This is a genomic window from Empedobacter sp. UBA3239 (assembly GCF_002362875.1).
GTDB classification, from domain to species: Bacteria; Bacteroidota; Bacteroidia; order Flavobacteriales; family Weeksellaceae; genus Empedobacter; species Empedobacter falsenii_B.
Map to the genome: position 1 here is coordinate 45,110 of NZ_DEVJ01000020.1, position 17,931 is coordinate 63,040.

15 protein-coding genes and 1 riboswitch are annotated in these 17,931 nt (G+C 32.0%); of the genes, 8 read left to right on the forward strand and 7 right to left on the reverse strand.

Annotation, left to right across the window (positions count from 1 at the left end; genetic code table 11):
- Positions 1-132 precede the first annotated feature (132 nt).
- From B4G36_RS03335 to B4G36_RS03350, 4 genes are read left to right on the forward strand one after another with little or no spacing between them, the layout of a single operon-like run.
- On the forward strand, positions 133-1,515 hold the full coding sequence (locus B4G36_RS03335) for a TolC family protein (RefSeq protein ID WP_291061993.1): 1,383 nt from the start codon (positions 133-135) through the stop codon (positions 1,513-1,515).
- A gap of 4 nt (positions 1,516-1,519) precedes the next feature.
- Complete coding sequence (locus tag B4G36_RS03340) at positions 1,520-2,512, forward strand: HlyD family secretion protein (RefSeq protein WP_291049533.1); 993 nt, start codon at positions 1,520-1,522, stop codon at positions 2,510-2,512.
- Positions 2,513-2,518: 6 nt separating this feature from the next.
- Positions 2,519-3,700, forward strand: a complete 1,182-nt coding sequence (locus B4G36_RS03345; RefSeq protein WP_291061995.1) for an ABC transporter permease — start codon at positions 2,519-2,521, stop codon at positions 3,698-3,700.
- 34 nt (positions 3,701-3,734) lie between these two features.
- Positions 3,735-5,624 carry an ABC-F family ATP-binding cassette domain-containing protein gene (locus B4G36_RS03350; RefSeq protein ID WP_291061997.1) on the forward strand — a complete coding sequence of 630 codons (1,890 nt, stop codon included), beginning with the start codon at positions 3,735-3,737 and terminating at the stop codon, positions 5,622-5,624.
- Between the two features lie 68 nt (positions 5,625-5,692).
- Positions 5,693-5,792: riboswitch (SAM-I-IV-variant riboswitch) on the forward strand.
- A gap of 344 nt (positions 5,793-6,136) precedes the next feature.
- Here the strand turns inward: B4G36_RS03350 and B4G36_RS03355 are convergent.
- Positions 6,137-7,624 carry a helix-turn-helix domain-containing protein gene (locus B4G36_RS03355; RefSeq protein ID WP_115001152.1) on the reverse strand — a complete coding sequence of 496 codons (1,488 nt, stop codon included), beginning with the start codon at positions 7,622-7,624 and terminating at the stop codon, positions 6,137-6,139.
- A gap of 117 nt (positions 7,625-7,741) precedes the next feature.
- On the opposite strand from B4G36_RS03355, the gene aceB reads away from it, so the two are divergent.
- Together aceB and aceA are read left to right on the forward strand one after the other, a co-directional pair.
- Complete coding sequence (gene aceB / locus B4G36_RS03360) at positions 7,742-9,328, forward strand: malate synthase A (RefSeq protein ID WP_221855564.1); 1,587 nt, start codon at positions 7,742-7,744, stop codon at positions 9,326-9,328.
- A gap of 77 nt (positions 9,329-9,405) precedes the next feature.
- Positions 9,406-10,683, forward strand: coding sequence for an isocitrate lyase (aceA, locus tag B4G36_RS03365; RefSeq protein WP_349676929.1), 1,278 nt, complete (start codon positions 9,406-9,408; stop codon positions 10,681-10,683).
- A gap of 51 nt (positions 10,684-10,734) precedes the next feature.
- Here the strand turns inward: aceA and B4G36_RS03370 are convergent, their stop codons facing one another.
- Together B4G36_RS03370 and B4G36_RS03375 are read right to left on the reverse strand one after the other, a co-directional pair.
- Entirely contained in the window at positions 10,735-11,172 is a 438-nt protein-coding gene (locus tag B4G36_RS03370) for a hypothetical protein (RefSeq protein WP_291049520.1), read from the reverse strand.
- 9 nt (positions 11,173-11,181) lie between these two features.
- On the reverse strand, positions 11,182-12,372 hold the full coding sequence (locus B4G36_RS03375; protein ID WP_286496195.1) for an MFS transporter: 1,191 nt from the start codon (positions 12,370-12,372) through the stop codon (positions 11,182-11,184).
- 292 nt (positions 12,373-12,664) lie between these two features.
- Between B4G36_RS03375 and B4G36_RS03380 the strand changes: the two genes are divergently transcribed.
- Together B4G36_RS03380 and B4G36_RS03385 are read left to right on the forward strand one after the other, a co-directional pair.
- On the forward strand, positions 12,665-13,540 hold the full coding sequence (locus B4G36_RS03380; RefSeq protein WP_286496848.1) for a helix-turn-helix domain-containing protein: 876 nt from the start codon (positions 12,665-12,667) through the stop codon (positions 13,538-13,540).
- A gap of 93 nt (positions 13,541-13,633) precedes the next feature.
- Positions 13,634-15,583: an oleate hydratase gene (locus B4G36_RS03385; protein WP_260542696.1), complete on the forward strand. Its 1,950-nt coding sequence runs from the start codon at positions 13,634-13,636 to the stop codon at positions 15,581-15,583.
- Positions 15,584-15,738: 155 nt separating this feature from the next.
- Here B4G36_RS03385 and B4G36_RS03390 read toward each other — a convergent pair whose 3' ends face one another.
- The 4 genes from B4G36_RS03390 to B4G36_RS03405 all read right to left on the reverse strand — a co-directional run bounded on the left by B4G36_RS03390 (position 15,739) and on the right by B4G36_RS03405 (position 17,725).
- Positions 15,739-15,882 (reverse strand): hypothetical protein, encoded by a 144-nt coding sequence (locus tag B4G36_RS03390; RefSeq protein WP_291062002.1) that lies wholly within the window; start codon positions 15,880-15,882, stop codon positions 15,739-15,741.
- Positions 15,883-15,915: 33 nt separating this feature from the next.
- Positions 15,916-16,161, reverse strand: a complete 246-nt coding sequence (locus B4G36_RS03395; RefSeq protein WP_291062004.1) for a hypothetical protein — start codon at positions 16,159-16,161, stop codon at positions 15,916-15,918.
- Between the two features lie 146 nt (positions 16,162-16,307).
- Positions 16,308-16,562, reverse strand: a complete 255-nt coding sequence (locus B4G36_RS03400) for a helix-turn-helix domain-containing protein (protein ID WP_312067372.1) — start codon at positions 16,560-16,562, stop codon at positions 16,308-16,310.
- Positions 16,563-17,083: 521 nt separating this feature from the next.
- Positions 17,084-17,725: a DUF6266 family protein gene (locus B4G36_RS03405; RefSeq protein WP_291062006.1), complete on the reverse strand. Its 642-nt coding sequence runs from the start codon at positions 17,723-17,725 to the stop codon at positions 17,084-17,086.
- Positions 17,726-17,931: the final 206 nt, after the last annotated feature.

The window sequence follows — 17,931 nt, forward strand, 5'->3', positions numbered from 1 at the left end:
TGCGCCATTTTTTTGGCAACTTTTGGAAGTCCTGAACCCTTAAAAAGTTTCAGGATTTTTATTTTTAATGACATTCTAATATTGACTTTTATTCATGGTATATTTTTTGTTATTTTAGTCAAAAATTATAGGATGCTTATTATTCGATATTTATCTTTTATTCCATTATTGACTTCTATTTCGGGATTTGCACAACAATTGATTGATCCGCAACTTCGATTGCCTGTTGAAAAAGCGATTGAGTCAAGTTATGAATTAAAAAATAAACAACTGGAAGTCGAAAAAAACAATTACCAATATGACGAAGTAAAAGGTAAACGACAACCAAATTTATCTGCAATTGCACTGGGTGGTTATCTAAACTCGAACGGAATCATCGATATTCCAACCAAATCAATCGATATTTTGTCCACAGAATTGTTTTCGGGTAATCAAAGATTCAATACCTCAGCAGGATTATTTACTGTGGGAGTTAACGCTACTCAAATTATATTTTCGGGATTACAAATTCCAAATGCTTTAAATGCTATTCAGGAAAAAAGTACTGCTTTAGATTATTTGAAAGAAGCCGAAAAAGAAACTATAACCAAAGATATTTTACAAACTTATGATCAATTGATGTTATTGGTCAAAGTAGAAGAATTAATTTCAAATTCTGCAAAACGATTGGATAAAGAACATCTTAAAGTGCAGAAAGCAATTCAAAATGGTTTAGCTATTCCATACGATCGTGAAAAAATAAAATTAGCAATGCTAGAATTAGAAGCTCGACAAGTAGAACTGAATGGTAATCGACAATTACTGTACAAAAAATTAGAAACTTTAACGCATCTGTCTGAAAAAGATCTTCAACAAATTCAATATGAACTTACCCCAATTGACATTCTTGCTTCAAGCTATACTTTAGAAAATAAAAAAGAGTTGAAAGCACTTGAACACTCTGTGAAAGCTTACGAATTTTTATATCAAAAAGAAAAAGGTTCGCACTTACCACAAGTTTTTGCATTCGTGAACACCAATTATACGTCAATTTTGGGAAGTCGTTTCAAATTAAAAGATGGTGATATATTAGGTGATGTTAATTTGAAAATGAACCAATTTTCGATGTTTCCTAATATTTTGATTGGTATTGGCGCAAAATGGGAATTGTTGGATGGCGGACAACATAAAAATAAATTAGCACAAGCAAAAACTGACATTTTAATAAATGAAAACAAGTTACAAGATTCCCAAGAAAAACTGAATTTATTATTAAGTAAAAACAAAATTGATTACGAAACTTCTACTGAAAAATTAAAAGTAAATAATCAACAAAATACCATTGCAACAAATAATTTAGAAATCGCTTCAAGACGATTTCAAGAAGGATTAATAGATGTAACCGAGCGTTTGGCTGCCGAAAATGAATATTACAAAGTCAATTTAGGTTATTATGCTCAAATCTTGGATCAACGCTCTAAAACCTACGAATTACTTCAAACTTCTGGAGAATTATTTAATCAAATCTCAAATTAAAATCATGAAAAATACACTATACTATATTTTTGCTTTAAGCGGATTAATACTTTTTACAAGTTGTAAATCATCTGACAAGGAAAATAAAAAAGAAGAGCAAACTATTTTTCAAGGTAAAATTGAGCGCGATCAAATTAGCGTTGTAACAAAAATCCCAGGAAAAATAGATCAAATATTAGTTCACGAAGGTGATGAAGTGAAAAAAGGACAAACACTTTTTGTCTTACAATTACCAGAAGTTGACGCGAAGAAAAGTCAAGCAGAAGGTGCTGTAAATTCTGCCGAAGCTCAATACGAAATGGCAAAAAAAGGTGCAACAGATAATCAATTGAAACAATTGCGTGCAAAAGTTGCTGGTTTGAAGGAACAATTAGATTATGCAGAAAAATCAAATCATAGACTAAAAAATATGCTTCGAGATAGTCTTGTTCCACAACAAAGTTATGATGAAGTTTATGCGAAATATCAAGGCGCTAAAAACCAATATTTAGCTGCAAAAGCGGAATTAGCTGATGCCGAAAATGGTGCGCGTGTAGAGCAACAACAAATGGCTTTGGGACAAAAAGAGCGTGCTTTGGGAGCTTTGCAAGAAGTAGATGTTGCTGAGGCGGAAAGATACATCAAAGCACCACAAGATATGACGGTTGAAACAATTAATCTAAAAGTTGGAGAATTAGCTTTGGCTGGATATTCTATTGCAAACGGGATTTTGGAAGAAACTACATTTTTTAGATTCACAATTCCTGAGAATAAAATCGGACAATTGCAAAAAAATCAAATCGTCAATTTAAAAGTTCCTTATAAAAATAATATGGTTTTGAAAGGTAAAATTGTTTCGATAAAAGTGCTTAATTCGTATGCTAATATTTCAACTGCTTATCCTGATATTGATCAACAACAATCGCAATATGAAGTGAAAGTTGTTCCTGTTGACTATAAACAAGCTGCTCAACTATTGACAAAAGCAAATGTAGTTTTGGATCTTAATGCTAAATAAATTCTGATGAAAACGATTTTTCATTTAATTATACGAGAATTCAAACTTTTCTTCAAGAATCCTGTTTTACCAATTTTATTCTTGGGAGCACCTATTATGTATGGTGTTCTGATCGGAAATGTTTATAAAAAAGGAAATGTAACCAATTTACCAATTATTGTTGTAGACGAAGATCATACGATGACAAGTCAGAAAATTATTCAGATGTTAGATGAAAATGAATCGGTGAAAGTTGCTGAAGTTTTACCTTCAACATTTGATTCTAAGAATAAAGCTTTAGCAATCGGAGCTGAAGTTGTGGTTGTTATTCCTCGAAACTTTCAGTCTGATGTACAACAAAAAAAATTACCTGAAATCGCTTATTTTGTAGATGCTTCAAATACGTTAACTTCTAATACAGCGGCAATCGCAATTACTACAGTTTTAACAACAATGAAAGCTGGTATTTCAATAGAAACAGCTCGAAAACAAGGTGTTCCAGAATATATTGCAACACAAAGCTACGAACCATTCAAATCAACGATGATTCGTCAAAATATCAGAAGTGGAAACTACTTATATTTTATGCTTCCAGGTGTTTTATTAACCGTTTTACAACAGGTTTTATTATTAGGTTTAGCACTTTCATTTGCTTCAGAATTTGAGAACAGAACATTTAATGAATTAATCTCAAAATCATCCAATCCATTTACCATTTTATTCGTCAAAACTTTCCCTTATTTATTTATGTCAGTATTTATATATATGCTGTATTATTGGTTCGGAATGTTTTATGACATGAAATTAGAAACCGAATTCTGGCCATTCTTCACTTCTTCTCTTGCATTTATTTTAGCCGTTTGCTTTTTAGGATTTTTAGTCAGCATTCTCCTTCCAAGTCAACTAAAAGCAACCGAAGTTTTGATGGTTGTTGCAACACCAAGTTTCATTTTAAGTGGATTTACATGGCCTTTAAGCCAAATGCCAAAATGGATTCAAGCAATTGCAGATTGCATTCCATTAACACATTATTTGAAAATATTCCGAATACTTTTCATAGAAAAAGGCGATCCTGCGTTAATTCAACCACATTTAAATAATCTAATTGTAATAGGAAGTATTTGCTTTGCCTTATCTTTGGCTATTCTAATCGTTAAAATAAGAAAAGCTAAACAATCGATGAAACAAATCGAAACAGAAAAGATTTAGCATCTTTTTTAACTTACAAAACAGATAATAAACCATGAATTTTCTTACAGTTGAAAATCTAACCAAATCATACGGAATCCGAACTTTATTTAAAGATGTAAATTTTCATGTAAACGAAGGCGATCAAATTGCATTTGTTGCAAAAAATGGAAGTGGAAAATCTACTTTACTAAAAATCTTAGCAGGCTTAGAAACGGCCGATTCTGGCGAGGTTCGTCCTGGGAAAGGTGTAAAAATATTGATGTTGGATCAAAGTGATGATTTTGACGAAAATTTAAAAAGTGAAGAATATATTTTCAATCATTCGAATGAAGTTTTAGATGTTGTTCGTCAATATGAAAACATGATCGAAAATGATCCAACAAATCCTGATTTAATTGATTTAATGGGAAAAATGGATGTTTTAGATGCATGGAAAGTTGAACCAACAATCAAGGAAATTTTATCAAAATTGAAAATTGATTTCTTGGATCAAAAAATTGGAAAACTTTCTGGTGGTCAGCGCAAACGTATTTCTTTAGCTAAATTTTTGATTGATTTAAGTTTCGAAACTGGATATGTTCTTTTGATTTTAGATGAGCCTACTAACCATTTGGATATTGAAATGGTAGAATGGCTTGAATATTTCTTGAACAAAGAAAACAAAACATTGATTTTGGTTACTCACGATCGTTATTTCTTAGATGCAATTTGTACCAAAATTCTCGAAATGGAGGACAAAACATTGTATGTACATTCGGGAAATTACGAAACTTATATTACGAATAAAGCATTGCGTATCGAAAATCAAAATGCGACAATTGACAAAGCGAAAAACCTTTATCGTAAAGAAATTGAATGGATGCGCCGTCAACCAAAAGCGCGTACGACAAAATCTAAATCGAGAATTGATGCTTTTTATGATACTGAGAAAGCTGCCAAACATAAAATTGTTGACCAAAAAGTTAAATTAGAAATGGTGATGACTCGATTAGGTCAGAAAATCATTGAAATGGAACATGTTTCGAAAGCATTTGGTCAAAAGAAAATTTTAGATGATTTCTCTTATATTTTCGCTCGTGGTGGAAAAATTGGTTTAGTTGGTAAAAATGGTGTTGGTAAAACAACTTTCCTTAAGATGTTAGAAGGAATTGAAGCAGCTGATTCTGGAACAATTGAACGTGGAGAAACCTTAAATATCGGACACTTTAAACAAGATGGAATCGAATTTAAAGGCGACGAACGTGTCATTGAGTTTGTGAAAGATATTGCAGATTTTTTCCCTCTTTCTAATGGAAAAGAAATGCGTGCAGAAAAATTCTTAGAAATGTTTTTATTTACGCCAGAACAACAACATACATTCATCTCAAAGTTGAGTGGTGGAGAGAAAAAACGTCTGCAATTATTAGCAATTTTGTACAAAAATCCTAACTTTTTGATTCTTGATGAGCCAACAAATGATTTAGATTTACCTACTTTAACGGTTCTTGAAAGTTTCTTAGAAGAATATCAAGGTTGTTTATTAGTTGTTTCCCACGATAGATATTTTATGGATAAAGTGGTCGATGAATTGATGATTTTTGAAGGCGAAGGAAAAATTTCTCGTTATATGGGAACGTATACAGAATATCACATCGAGAATAAAAACAAGCCTGAAATCGTTGAAAAGAAAATTGAAGAGGATGTTGTTACAGAAATAAAAGTAGTCGAAAAACCAAAAGTAAACGATATTAAGCCACGTAAATTATCTTACAAAGAACAGAGAGAGTTAGAGCAAATTAATAAAGATTTACCACTTCTGGAAGCGAAAAAAGAAGAATTAACGAATTTACTTTCCGACCCAAATTTAGGGTACGACAAAATCGCAACTATTGGAGATGAACTACAAAAAATTGTAGACGAATTAGAAGAAAAAGAATTTCGTTGGTTAGAATTAAGCGAATAAAAATATTGAATAGGAACTTTTTTTGAGTTCCTTTTTTTGTTTTAAAAATTCATTTCTATATTTACTCTATCAATCATCAGGAGTTTCTGAAAAATCAGAACACCAACCGAGCCAAAACCGCGCTACGATGGTATAAAATGAGGGCAAACGCTAAAATAAAAGGTTATTCTCCACTCTATCCTGTAGTTTTTATCATTAAAAATTGAAACAATGGTAAATCTAAAAAATGAATTTGTCGTATTATTCCGTGAATTAACTGACAACGAATTAGTCGATCGCTTTAATAAAATGTAGGAAACAGTTCCTGGAATTCTGTAAGAAGATGTTATGTCAAAACATTATTTGACGAATTACAATTCCGTAATTTTGATTGCACAACCATAGAAAGAGGAAACACATTTTCGCTTCAACATTATGTAATATTAATTGAAAATAGATTAGAATATTTAGATTAAACATAAAAAAAGGAAAACTTGAAACAAGTTCTCCTTTTTATTTTATGGTAGATAATATTACTTACTCTGCTCTTTTATAAAATCATTAATCGTAACATTTAATCGTTTATTTCGGATATCTTTTTCAAAACGAATTGGTTCAGCAACACGTTCAGCACAGTCTTTCATACCACAATTTTCACACGTAACCGCAACTTCTTTTACAGGAATTGAGGGATCATTCATAAATTTCACTTTACGTTGAGCTGATTTGTACAATACACCAATCGTTACGCTTCGTAAATAATTTGGATTGAATGGATCTTTCGTTGCAGAAGAAATTACATAATATTTTTGATTATTATTGAACGGATACAACGAAATTTGTGCAGAAATCTCATGATGATCATCTTGATGTTTTTCCAATTCTTTCAAAACATTTAACGAAACCCAACGACGACAATAATGCTCATCCGTTTCATTTGCTTGCGGCGACTGTTGTTGATTGAGATGAAGTTCTTTCGTTAATTTATATGAATTTGAACCAACTTTTGCTGACAAACGCAAGAAAAACAAATCACGAATATTAAAATGTTTGGGTAACAAATTTGTCATTCGTTGATAAACCGTTTCAGGTGATTCGGTATATTTTCCTAGAATTTCTTGAAATTTAGACAAATCATGATGCTCTATAGCAAACAAATTCTGCATATCCTTCAACAGTTTTTCTTCTGGTAACAACAAAGCTCCAGCAAAATAAGATGCATAAAAATTGTTTAACAATTGATCAAAATTATCAAAACTTGCCCACGAAAATGTATACAAACGTTCCTTCAAATCAAGATAATTATAGCCTAATTCTTTCGCTAAAATAAATCGTTTTTGATCATTGTCAGAATTAATATTGATATACAACAGCTTTTTCTCTTTGATAAAAATAGAACGTAATTTCGCTAAATCCTTCCCTCCTAACGAAGTGAAATCTTCATAAAGAATGGTATAATTATATTCTTCTTTCAGAATTTCTTCCATCGTTTCATTTTTTACAAAATCTTCTGATTCAATCAAATATTCTTGTAAAAAACTCTTTGCAGATTTTTCAATTTCAGGGAAATAATTATCATTTGCTTCCTGAAAAGACCTCAACGAAGCCAAGAAAAAACTTTCGCGTGTAAGATTGTAATTATTACCTATTTCAATCAACGTAGAAATGAACGCATTTACCTTCATTGGTGCGTTAGAAATGATCTCAATTAAATCTCTTTCTTCAATTCCGAAGAGTTCCAAAGGAATTTCTTGCAATAAATTTGATTGTAGAATCTCAGCGACTGGCGCTAAATTCTTATCCAATTTTAAAGAAACTATCTCATCATAAGGAATTTCCAACGCTTCGGCAAGAGCAACAATTTTATCAGTTTTTGGATATTTTTTACCTTTTTCGATCTCATTCAAATACGATTTCGAAAGTCCAGTTAACTTAGATAACTTAAACAATGACAAATCTTTAGCCATTCTTACTTGTTTTAGTTTTAACCCAAAAATTAATTTAATGTATTCTTCTTGCATAATTTTTTCAAAAATATTTGGTAAATGTAAACGAATTTTTATAATTTAGCGAACGTTCGCTGGAAGTAAAATTCCGCTCGAATAACCAAAACCAAAATTACAACAAAAACACAAAAAATGGATACTATTACAAGTGAATTAAAATTATCGCAGAATAAGCTGGATAGTTATCCAGATGTTTTGACAACCGAAGTGGTTAATTTTTTAACAGCTTTACACAAAAATTTCAACGAAAGACGTTTAGAACTTTTGGCGAATCGACAAGAAAGACAAATCTTTTTTGATTTGGGTAATTTTCCAACTTTTTTGTCAGAAACAAAAGAAATCAGAAATGGCGATTGGACAGCAGCTCCTATTCCAGCTGATTTACAAGACAGACGCGTTGAGATAACTGGTCCTGTTGACCGTAAAATGGTAATTAACGCGTTAAATTCAGGCGCTAATACATTTATGGCCGATTTTGAAGATAGTAATTCTCCCACATGGGATAACAATCTTCAAGGACAACAAAATTTAAGAGATGCAGTAGATGGTACTATTTCATTCGAAAATAATGGAAAAAAGTATCAATTAAACGAAAAGACTGCTGTCTTGCTTGTAAGACCGAGAGGTTTACATTTGAATGAAAAGAATATCATAATAGATAAACAAGAAATATCAGGCTCACTATTTGACTTTGGTTTATATTTTTTCCATAATGCACACACGTTACTTTCCAAGCAAAGTGGGCCTTATTTCTATCTTCCTAAATTAGAACATCACCTAGAAGCACGCTGGTGGAACGATGTTTTTGTTTTCGCACAAAATTATTTAAACATTCCACAAGCTACGATTAAAGCTACAGTTTTGATCGAAACTATAACAGCTTCTTTTCAGTTAGATGAAATTATTTACGAATTAAAAGACCACATCGCAGGCCTTAACTGCGGTCGTTGGGATTATATATTTTCTTATATCAAAAAATTTAAGAAACACCCAAATTTTATTGTTCCAGATCGTTCACAAGTTACGATGACTTCGCCTTTTATGGCTGCATATTCGCAAGCAGTTATTCAACGTTGTCATAAACGAAACATACATGCAATTGGTGGAATGGCTGCTCAAATTCCGATTAAGAATGATGAAAAAGCCAATGAAATCGCTTTCGAAAAAGTGAAGAATGATAAACTTCGCGAAGTAAAAAATGGACATGACGGAACGTGGGTTGCGCATCCTGCTTTGGTAAAAGTCGCAAAAGATATTTTTGACGAATACATGCCACAAGCGAATCAAATAGATAATAAGCGAGAAGATGTTATAACAACTGCCGAGGCTTTGTTAGAATTGCCAAAAGGAACAGTTACAAAACAAGGAATTCGAGACAATATTAATGTTGGAATTTTATACATCGAAAGTTGGTTATCTGGAAAAGGAGCCGCTGCCTTATATAACTTAATGGAAGATGCAGCAACAGCAGAAATCTCTCGTACGCAGGTTTGGCAATGGTTAAGCCAGTCGATTACATTAGAAAACGGATGCGAATTTAACAGTGACAAATACAAAAAATTAAGAGCTGAAGAGGTTCAGAAAATAAAACAATTAGTTGGTGAGGAAAATTATTTGAACGGAAGATTTGAAGAAGCTATTTCAATCTTTGACGAATTAGTTTTATCGCACAAGTTTACCGAATTTTTAACATTAGAAGCCTATAAGTATATTGATTAAGCCCTTATAACCAAACACACACGAAAAGAAATACACACACAACACACATTCATAAACAAAACACAAAAAACACAATTATGAGCAATCAAGAAAGAATTCAGAAGATTCGGCAGGATTGGGGAACTAATCCACGCTGGACAGACGTTGTTCGTCCTTATTCAGCAGAAGATGTAATTCGATTAAGAGGTTCTTTGGACATCGATTACACCTTAGCAAGATTAGGGGCTAAGAAACTTTGGGAAGGTTTGAATTCAAAACCATTTATGGCGGGTTTAGGTGCTTTAAATGGTAATCAAGCCATACAAGAAGTACAAGCTGGTTTAGATGCAATCTATCTTTCGGGATGGCAAGTTGCTGCAGATGCAAATCTTTCGGCAGAAATGTATCCAGATCAATCATTGTATCCAGCCAATTCGGTTCCAATGGTGATAAAGCGTATTAATAATGCGTTGCGTCGTCGCGATGAAATACAATCTGTTACCGAACAAGGAAACATTGATTATATGGTACCGATTATTGCCGATGCTGAAGCTGGATTTGGAGGAAACTTGAATGCTTATGAATTGATGAAACAAATGATAGAAGCTGGTGCTGCTGGCGTTCATTTCGAAGATCAATTGTCATCAGCCAAAAAGTGTGGTCATCTTGGTGGAAAAGTTTTAGTTCCAACACAAGAAGCAATTAACAAATTGGTTGCAGCGCGTTTAGCAGCAGATGTCTGTGGCGTTCCTACTCTATTGGTTGCCAGAACTGATGCAGAAGCTGCGAATTTGATTACTTCGGATATTGACGAAAGAGATCAACCTTTTATCATCCAAGGAAGTAGAACTTCTGAAGGTTTTTACAATGTGAGAAATGGTTTGGAACAAGGAATTAATCGAGGCTTAAGCTATGCGCCTTATGCTGATTTAATTTGGATGGAAACATCTAATCCAGATCTTGGAATGGCAAGAGAATTTGCACAAGCGATTCGAGAAAAATATCCAAATCAGATGTTAGCTTATAATTGTTCCCCATCATTTAATTGGGCAAAACATTTAACAGAAGTTCAAATGGAAACATTCCGCGAAGATTTAGCTGAAATGGGATACAAATTCCAATTCATTACTTTAGCTGGTTTCCATGCAATGAATACCTCTATGTTCGAGTTATCACGTGCATACAAAGCCAAAGGAATGGCGGGATATTCGGCATTACAAGAAAAAGAATTTGCGTTACAAGAAGAAGGTTTTGCAGCTGTAAAACACCAATCTTTTGTAGGAACACAATATTTCGATTACGTACAAAACACAGTGCAACAAGGCATTTCATCTACTACAGCTATGGCCGAAAGTACGGAAGCCGCACAATTCTAATACATACTTTTCAATTAGAAAGGACGTACCGCAACTACGTCCTTTTTTATTTTAATTAATTTTACTAATTACAAAAACTTTTCCATTCATTTCGAACGTATCTTTTTCCGATTTTCCAACTAAGATTCTAGCCAAAGGTGTTTGAGTTGATAGAACAAAAATCTTTTTATTCTCGAAAATAATTTCTCCAAAACTACACGCCATACAAAAATTCCCCATCGTAGTTTCAACATAACTTCCTAAACCAATAGTTTTGTTTTCCACAATTTTTATTTTAGAAAAGATGTCTTGTTGAATCAAAACTTCATTCAATTGATTTTGAATTCGAGTAATTTCCTGTTGCATCATTTCGCGCGATGTTTCGTATTTATCGCCCATACTACTTTTAGTATCGTTGTTAGAGGCGCGCAAATCGTCAATCAAACCATTCAAATACGTTATCTTATCGTCGATTTGTTGTGCTATAAATTGATATAATTCTGCTTTCATTTCTTTCAATTAAATTGTTTGAGGCTTATTCTTAAATTTCAGCATGTAAATGGTTCCCAAAAGACAAATAAATGCCGAAACATAAATCACCATCGGAATACGATCCAAATAATCCTGAAAATACCAACCCGCGCACAATGCTCCAAATCCTATCCCCGCTTCCAACGCAATATACATCGTTGCCATTGCCTTTCCACGTTCATCAGGTTTGCTAAAATCTATTGTCCATGCATTTAGTGCAGGAGAAAGAATTCCGGTTGAAATGCCATACATCAAACCTCCTAAAATCAACCCTATTTTTGCATCAATAGAAGCCAAAAGTACCAATGCAATAATCAATAAAACTAAGCCTAATTTTATCACCAACACACGCCCTTTTTGGTCAGATATCTTACCTGCAAAGAAACGAACCATCATAGATGATATTGTAAATACGATAAAGAAAACGCCTTTATTTTGAAAACCTAAATGTTCGGTCCAATCTGGAATTAATGTCAATATAGAACCATAAGCAACATACGAAAGAAACGTAATCAATGCCGCTGGCAAAGCTTCTTTTGCAAAAACATCTTGCTTCGAAATCTTTAGTAATCCGAACGAAAATTTCTGTTTATTTTGCAAGGTCTCTTTCATATTGAATAAAATCAATATCGATAATAATGCGAAAAACGAAGACGTAAAAAACATCACATTAATCGATGTATATAATGTAATTGTACTTCCCAATGCAGGTCCAATTGCCATTCCGATACTGAAACAAATTCCGTGCAAGCCCAATGCTTCGCCCCAACGTTCGCGCGGAATAATATCTGCAATATAAGCTGCTGTTGCAGTGGGTTTGAAACCTGTCGAAAAGCCGTGTACCAATCTCAAAAATAAAAAACCTGAAACGGTTGTTAAAACAGGATATAAAATTCCGCACACAAAACAGACAATAGAACCGACTGCCATAATAGGTACCCGCCCCACTTTATCGGTTAATTTTCCACTAAAAGGTCTCGAAATTCCCGCTGTCAAGGTAAATAATGCAATAATAAATCCTTTGTATTCTGCTCCTCCCATGCTGCTTAAATAAGCAGGTAGCTCGGGAATCATCATATTAAAACTCGCTGAAAACAACAACGAACTCAAACACATTAAAATAAAATGGAGATTATAAACGGGATCTGAATTTAATTTTTTATTAATGGCAGAAAACATAACGGATTTTTTGCAAAGGTAATTTATCTTAACCGAAACAAACTACACAATCCAAAAGTATTACTTGTTACAAAAAATTACTACATCATTCAACATTGTTAGCCGATATTTCATTGATTATATTCATGAAATTTCTTATTTAAGAACTACTTAGTTGATATGAAAATAACTTTTACATTAGAATACAGTTAAAATACCTTATTGTATTTAATTACTTACTAAATAATTCTTATTTTTGCTATATCAATTCTACTACCCTAAAAAACGATCTGACCAACTATTATTTTCAAGCATGAAAAACTATGAAAACCTAAAAGAGACCTTGTCTTTTTATGGCGTAAATTGTAATAAACTATATTATATCTCATCAGGAAATCCAATTTTTGCTTTTCCTGAAAGATCATTTCGAATCGACTTTTATGCATTTTGTATTTGTTTATCTGGCTCAATAGAAGTTGAGATAGATTCTCAGAAATATTTTATTACTCAAAACGAATTCTTGATTTCTGCTCCTTCTACTGTTTTGAAAATTCTAGATACTAACTCTAATTTTAGAATGAAATTGTTGTTTTTTGAGAAAAATTTTCTCCTTAAAAACATTTCTAATCCTTTCTTTATTGATAAACTTAATTTGTTTACACATCAAAACTTTACAGTTTGTAAGGCAAATAAAAAAGATGCGAATCATCTTTTAATGTTAATCAATTATCTTCAAGAACAACGAGAAAGAAATGTTTTGTTCTTAGAAGATATTATTCGATCGATTATTTTTACTTTACTTCTTGAATCTGCCTCTATAATTGCTGAACAATATTCAAAAGTAAATAAAAATTATTCCCGCGAAATCAACACTCTATTTTGTAAGTTTACACAACTTGTTCAAGAAAATGTTATCGCTCACAAAGACGTACAGTTTTATGCAGATCAATTGTTTATTACAAATAAATATTTGATTCACCTTGTAAAAAAAGCAACTAAGAAAACTCCACATGTTATTATTGACGAGTATTTATTAAAAGAAGCGTATGTTTTGCTTGGCTACTCAGAGAAAACAATTGTCCAAATAGCATTAGATCTAGGTTTCAACTCTTCTTCATCTTTTGGTCGGTTTTTTAAAAAATACACTTCAATTTCTCCTCAACAATATAGAAAACAACAACATATATAAAAAAAGAAATTTGGGATACAAATGACGAATTTCGGGATACTTTAGAAAAATAATAAAGCGTAATTTTATTCTAGAATCTTAAAATAAATAATTATGGATAAAGTTACTTCAAAATTTGACAACGTTTTAAATCATTCTACTATCTACGGAAATATTGATCATCAACCAGATGCAAGTAAAGAAACACCAAGAAACACTCCAGAAAAATCTTATCCTTTCTCTGATCAGATAGGAAATTACCAACGCAATAAAGGAATTCCTACAAAATCTTATAAGGACAGTAAGGTATATATTGTGGGAAGTGGTATTGCAGGTTTAGCTACTGCCTATTATTTTATTAGAGACGGACATTTCACTCCAGAGAATATCACATTTATAGAACAACTTCAGGTTGAAGGAGGTTCGTTAGATGGAGCTGGAAATGCAAAAGATGGTTACATAATTCGAGGAGGTCGAGAAATGGATTGTACCTACGAGAATTTATGGGATATTTTCCAAGACATTCCTGCATTAGAGTTACCAGAACCTTATAGTGTTTTAGACGAATATAGATTAGTAAATGATAATGATTCTAATTATTCTATTGCACGTTTAATTCATGAAAAAGGGAAAGTAAAAGACTTTAGTAAATTTGGTTTAAATAAGAAAGATCAATTAGCTATTATCAAACTTTTGTTGAAGAAAAAAGAAGAATTGGACGACATAACGATTGAAGATTATTTTAATCAATCATTCTTAGAAAGTAATTTCTGGACATTTTGGCGCACAATGTTTGCCTTTGAGAATTGGCATAGTTTACTAGAGTTCAAATTATATATGCATCGCTTTTTACATGCGATTGATGGTTTAAATGATCTTTCTTCATTGGTATTTCCTAAATACAATCAATACGACACTTTTGTTACGCCATTAGGTAAATGGTTAAAAGAAAAAGGAGTAAAAATTCAGTTAAATACACTGGTTAAAGATTTAGATTTATTAATTAATACAGAAGGAAAAGTAGTCAAAGGAATTATAACAGAACAAGATGGACAAGATGTAATTATTCCTGTTACACCAAATGATTATGTTATTGTAACTACTGGTTCTATGACTGAAGATACTGCGTATGGAGATAATACAACGGCACCAGTTTTAGCGATAGATAATAATACTAGTGGTCAAAGTGCAGGATGGAAACTATGGAAAAACCTTTCTGCTAAATCTCCTGTTTTTGGTCGTCCAGAAAAATTTTGTGGGAATATTGAAAAATCTTCATGGGAATCTGTTACTTTAACTTGTAAACCTTCTGCATTAGTAGAAAAACTAAAAGAATATTCTGTTAATGATCCATATTCAGGTCAAACTGTTACAGGTGGAATTATTACCATTACAGATTCTAATTGGTTAATGAGTTTTACTTGTAATCGTCAACCACATTTTCCTACACAACCAGATGATATTTTAGTTCTTTGGGTTTATGCATTATTTATGGATAAAGAAGGAAACTACATCAAGAAAACAATGCCTACTTGTACAGGAAACGAAATCCTAACAGAATTATGTTATCATTTAGGAATTGAAGACCAAATAGATGACGTTATTGAGAATACAATCACTCGTTCTGCTTATATGCCTTACATCACATCTATGTTTATGCCTAGAGCAAAAGGAGATCGCCCACAAGTAGTTCCAGCTGAGTGTAAGAATCTAGGTTTAGTTGGTCAATTTGTAGAAACCAATAACGATGTAGTTTTCACAATGGAAAGTTCTGTTCGTACCGCACGTATTGCAGTTTATGAATTACTTAATTTAAATAAGCAAGTTCCAGACATTAATCCATTACAATACGACATTCGTCATTTATTAAAAGCAACTAAAACGTTGAACGATGATAAACCATTTATGGGTGAAGGTTTATTGAATAAAGTTTTAAAAGGAACTTATTTTGAACATATTCTACCTATTGGATCAGATTCTCCTCAAGAGGAAGAAGAAAAAGAATCTTTTCTATTAGAACAATTTGGTAAATTCAAAGAATGGGTAGGACATTTTAGAGGTTAAAATCACCCTCAATTCAATCCTGAATACCAATACTATAAAACCAATAAAAGCTTCTAAATCTTTAGTGATTTAGAAGCTTTTTGAGTATTACTATATTTTTTCTATTTAAAAACTATACCAGCTTTTATTAATAAATATTAGCTATAGTGATATTATTATTGAATTATTAAAGGTTTTATTTCAAATTCTGATTCAATATTTTCCTTTAATTTTAGAAATTCTATTGTATGCATACTATGCAAATCAACATCAGTTAATCCAAATGGTCCATTTTCAAGCTCAATTATTGCTTTCTCCATTTCATCAAGTTCATTTTCGAAATATTTAAAATGCTAATTAATGATTTTTAAATTTAAAATTAATTCTATTGGTTTAGATTCAACTTTCCTTGCTAATTCAAACTTTTTTAAAGTTTCACTTTCATTCCATTCTTCTGTTGGAAAGTAAGGAATTTGAATTAGTTTATCATTATCAATTTTTATAAAAGACTCAAACTCCTGTAATCCATATTTATTTTCTGGGTTATAACAATATTTTATTTCGGTTATAATTTTTCCAATACTATCAGTCAGGGTCATTTTACAAAATTAAACTTAACAATATTTCTTTACAAGAATAAACAAAACCTGTTTTACAAAAAAGTTGTCATTTCTATATTTCATTCAACAACATTCCAATATACAAAATCTCAACCACTCCCAACACCTCATAAAAAAAGCTCTTATCAAAGAGCCATTTGGTTAAAGAACTGTTTTGGATAATAAAATTTATTTCCAAATTTTATATAAGGAATCTTATTCGTTTTCCTCATCCTATACAACGTTTTGTCACTCACGTTAAGCAAACTTTTTAGGTCTGCGTTATCATAGAATTTCTGATTTTCTTCTAATAGTAGAAAAGTTTTTTGGAATTCTATCAGCAGGAGCTTCATATCCTTTAATGCCTCTCCATCGTTTTGTAAAAATAAATCATTTTTCATATATTTAGTTGATGTTAAGATGTACTAATTTATAAAATAAATACTTAATAACCAAATATTTACCAAACAAACAATATTCCTTTACACGAAATCTAGCTATCACCCTACTTTTTGTAGAGTACTCAAATCGATTATGTTCGACAATAAACCAATGTATCGTTGAACAGTTTTAGGATTAAAACCATAAATACAAGCAAGCTTCTCCCAGAATTTTACACCAAACATAAAGTTGAAAAAAAAATACATATTCACTTTGCAAAAAAAATACCACATAGAAACATAGAACCAAATGATTTTGCTTTCCAATTAGTAGTCTACCTATTCGTATTTTCAACTAATCTTTATAAGCCATCACAACTAAAACTATGTTTCTATGTGGTCAAAATAAATTTGAACAATATCTATAAAATTCTATTTTCGATACGATTCTTCTTCACTCTTCTACGCCATTAATCAAAGTATTGTACCGAAAAATCACTCCAATCAACGAACTTCATTTTACTACTACCTCACTACTACCTTTACACAACCATATACTCGCCAAGATAAATACTGGTACTCGCCATAGCCTTTGTTTCACTATTCAGAAACGCCCAAAAATTCACTTTTTTGCCATTGTAATACGTTGGTAAAGTAACATCTATAATCATAGAATCACGAGTTACAACATTCTGAAACACTTCGAACGAATTTAGTTCCTCGCAATAACAAACAAGATTCACAAAATCCGAAGATTGCGCATTGCCTTGCCCAGAATTATCTTCCCAATTCATTTGGAAACTATCCCCACCTGCCGTTTCTATCGTAGGTTGTAAAAAGCCAACCAAATCGCCTTTCGACACCAATACACGCTCTAATACAATAACAGGTAAACCATTCTCCATTTCCAATGCATTGTTCAGCATATAAGACGTCGCGATGTTGTAGCGCGATTTTAGCCCGACTCTATTCCCAAAATATAAATTAAGAATAAGACGAATTGGTTGCAAAAAACCAATAATTTTCTTAAATTTGATTTGTTGCATCAATTGCAAATCAGTAGGTTGGCTTTTAGATTTTTTTGGCAAACTACGGATAATGTCTTTGCCGCGCCAATTAACGCCTACTACAGTTCCTACTTTTCCTGAGAATCCACCAAGGATTCCTTTTTTAATTTCTGCCATAATTGCAAGTTTTTATTGTTAATATTCATAAAGTTAGCAACAGAAACAACACCATTTACAAAAACACAATTTTGTGCCCGCATTTGCCCTGCTCTGCCCGCATTTGTCCACTTCTGTCCAGTTGCTTTTTACACAATACTAGTAATATAACAAAATAAAAACCTCGATAACCTCCTATTTATAAGAGGTAGAGAGAAGTGAAATTT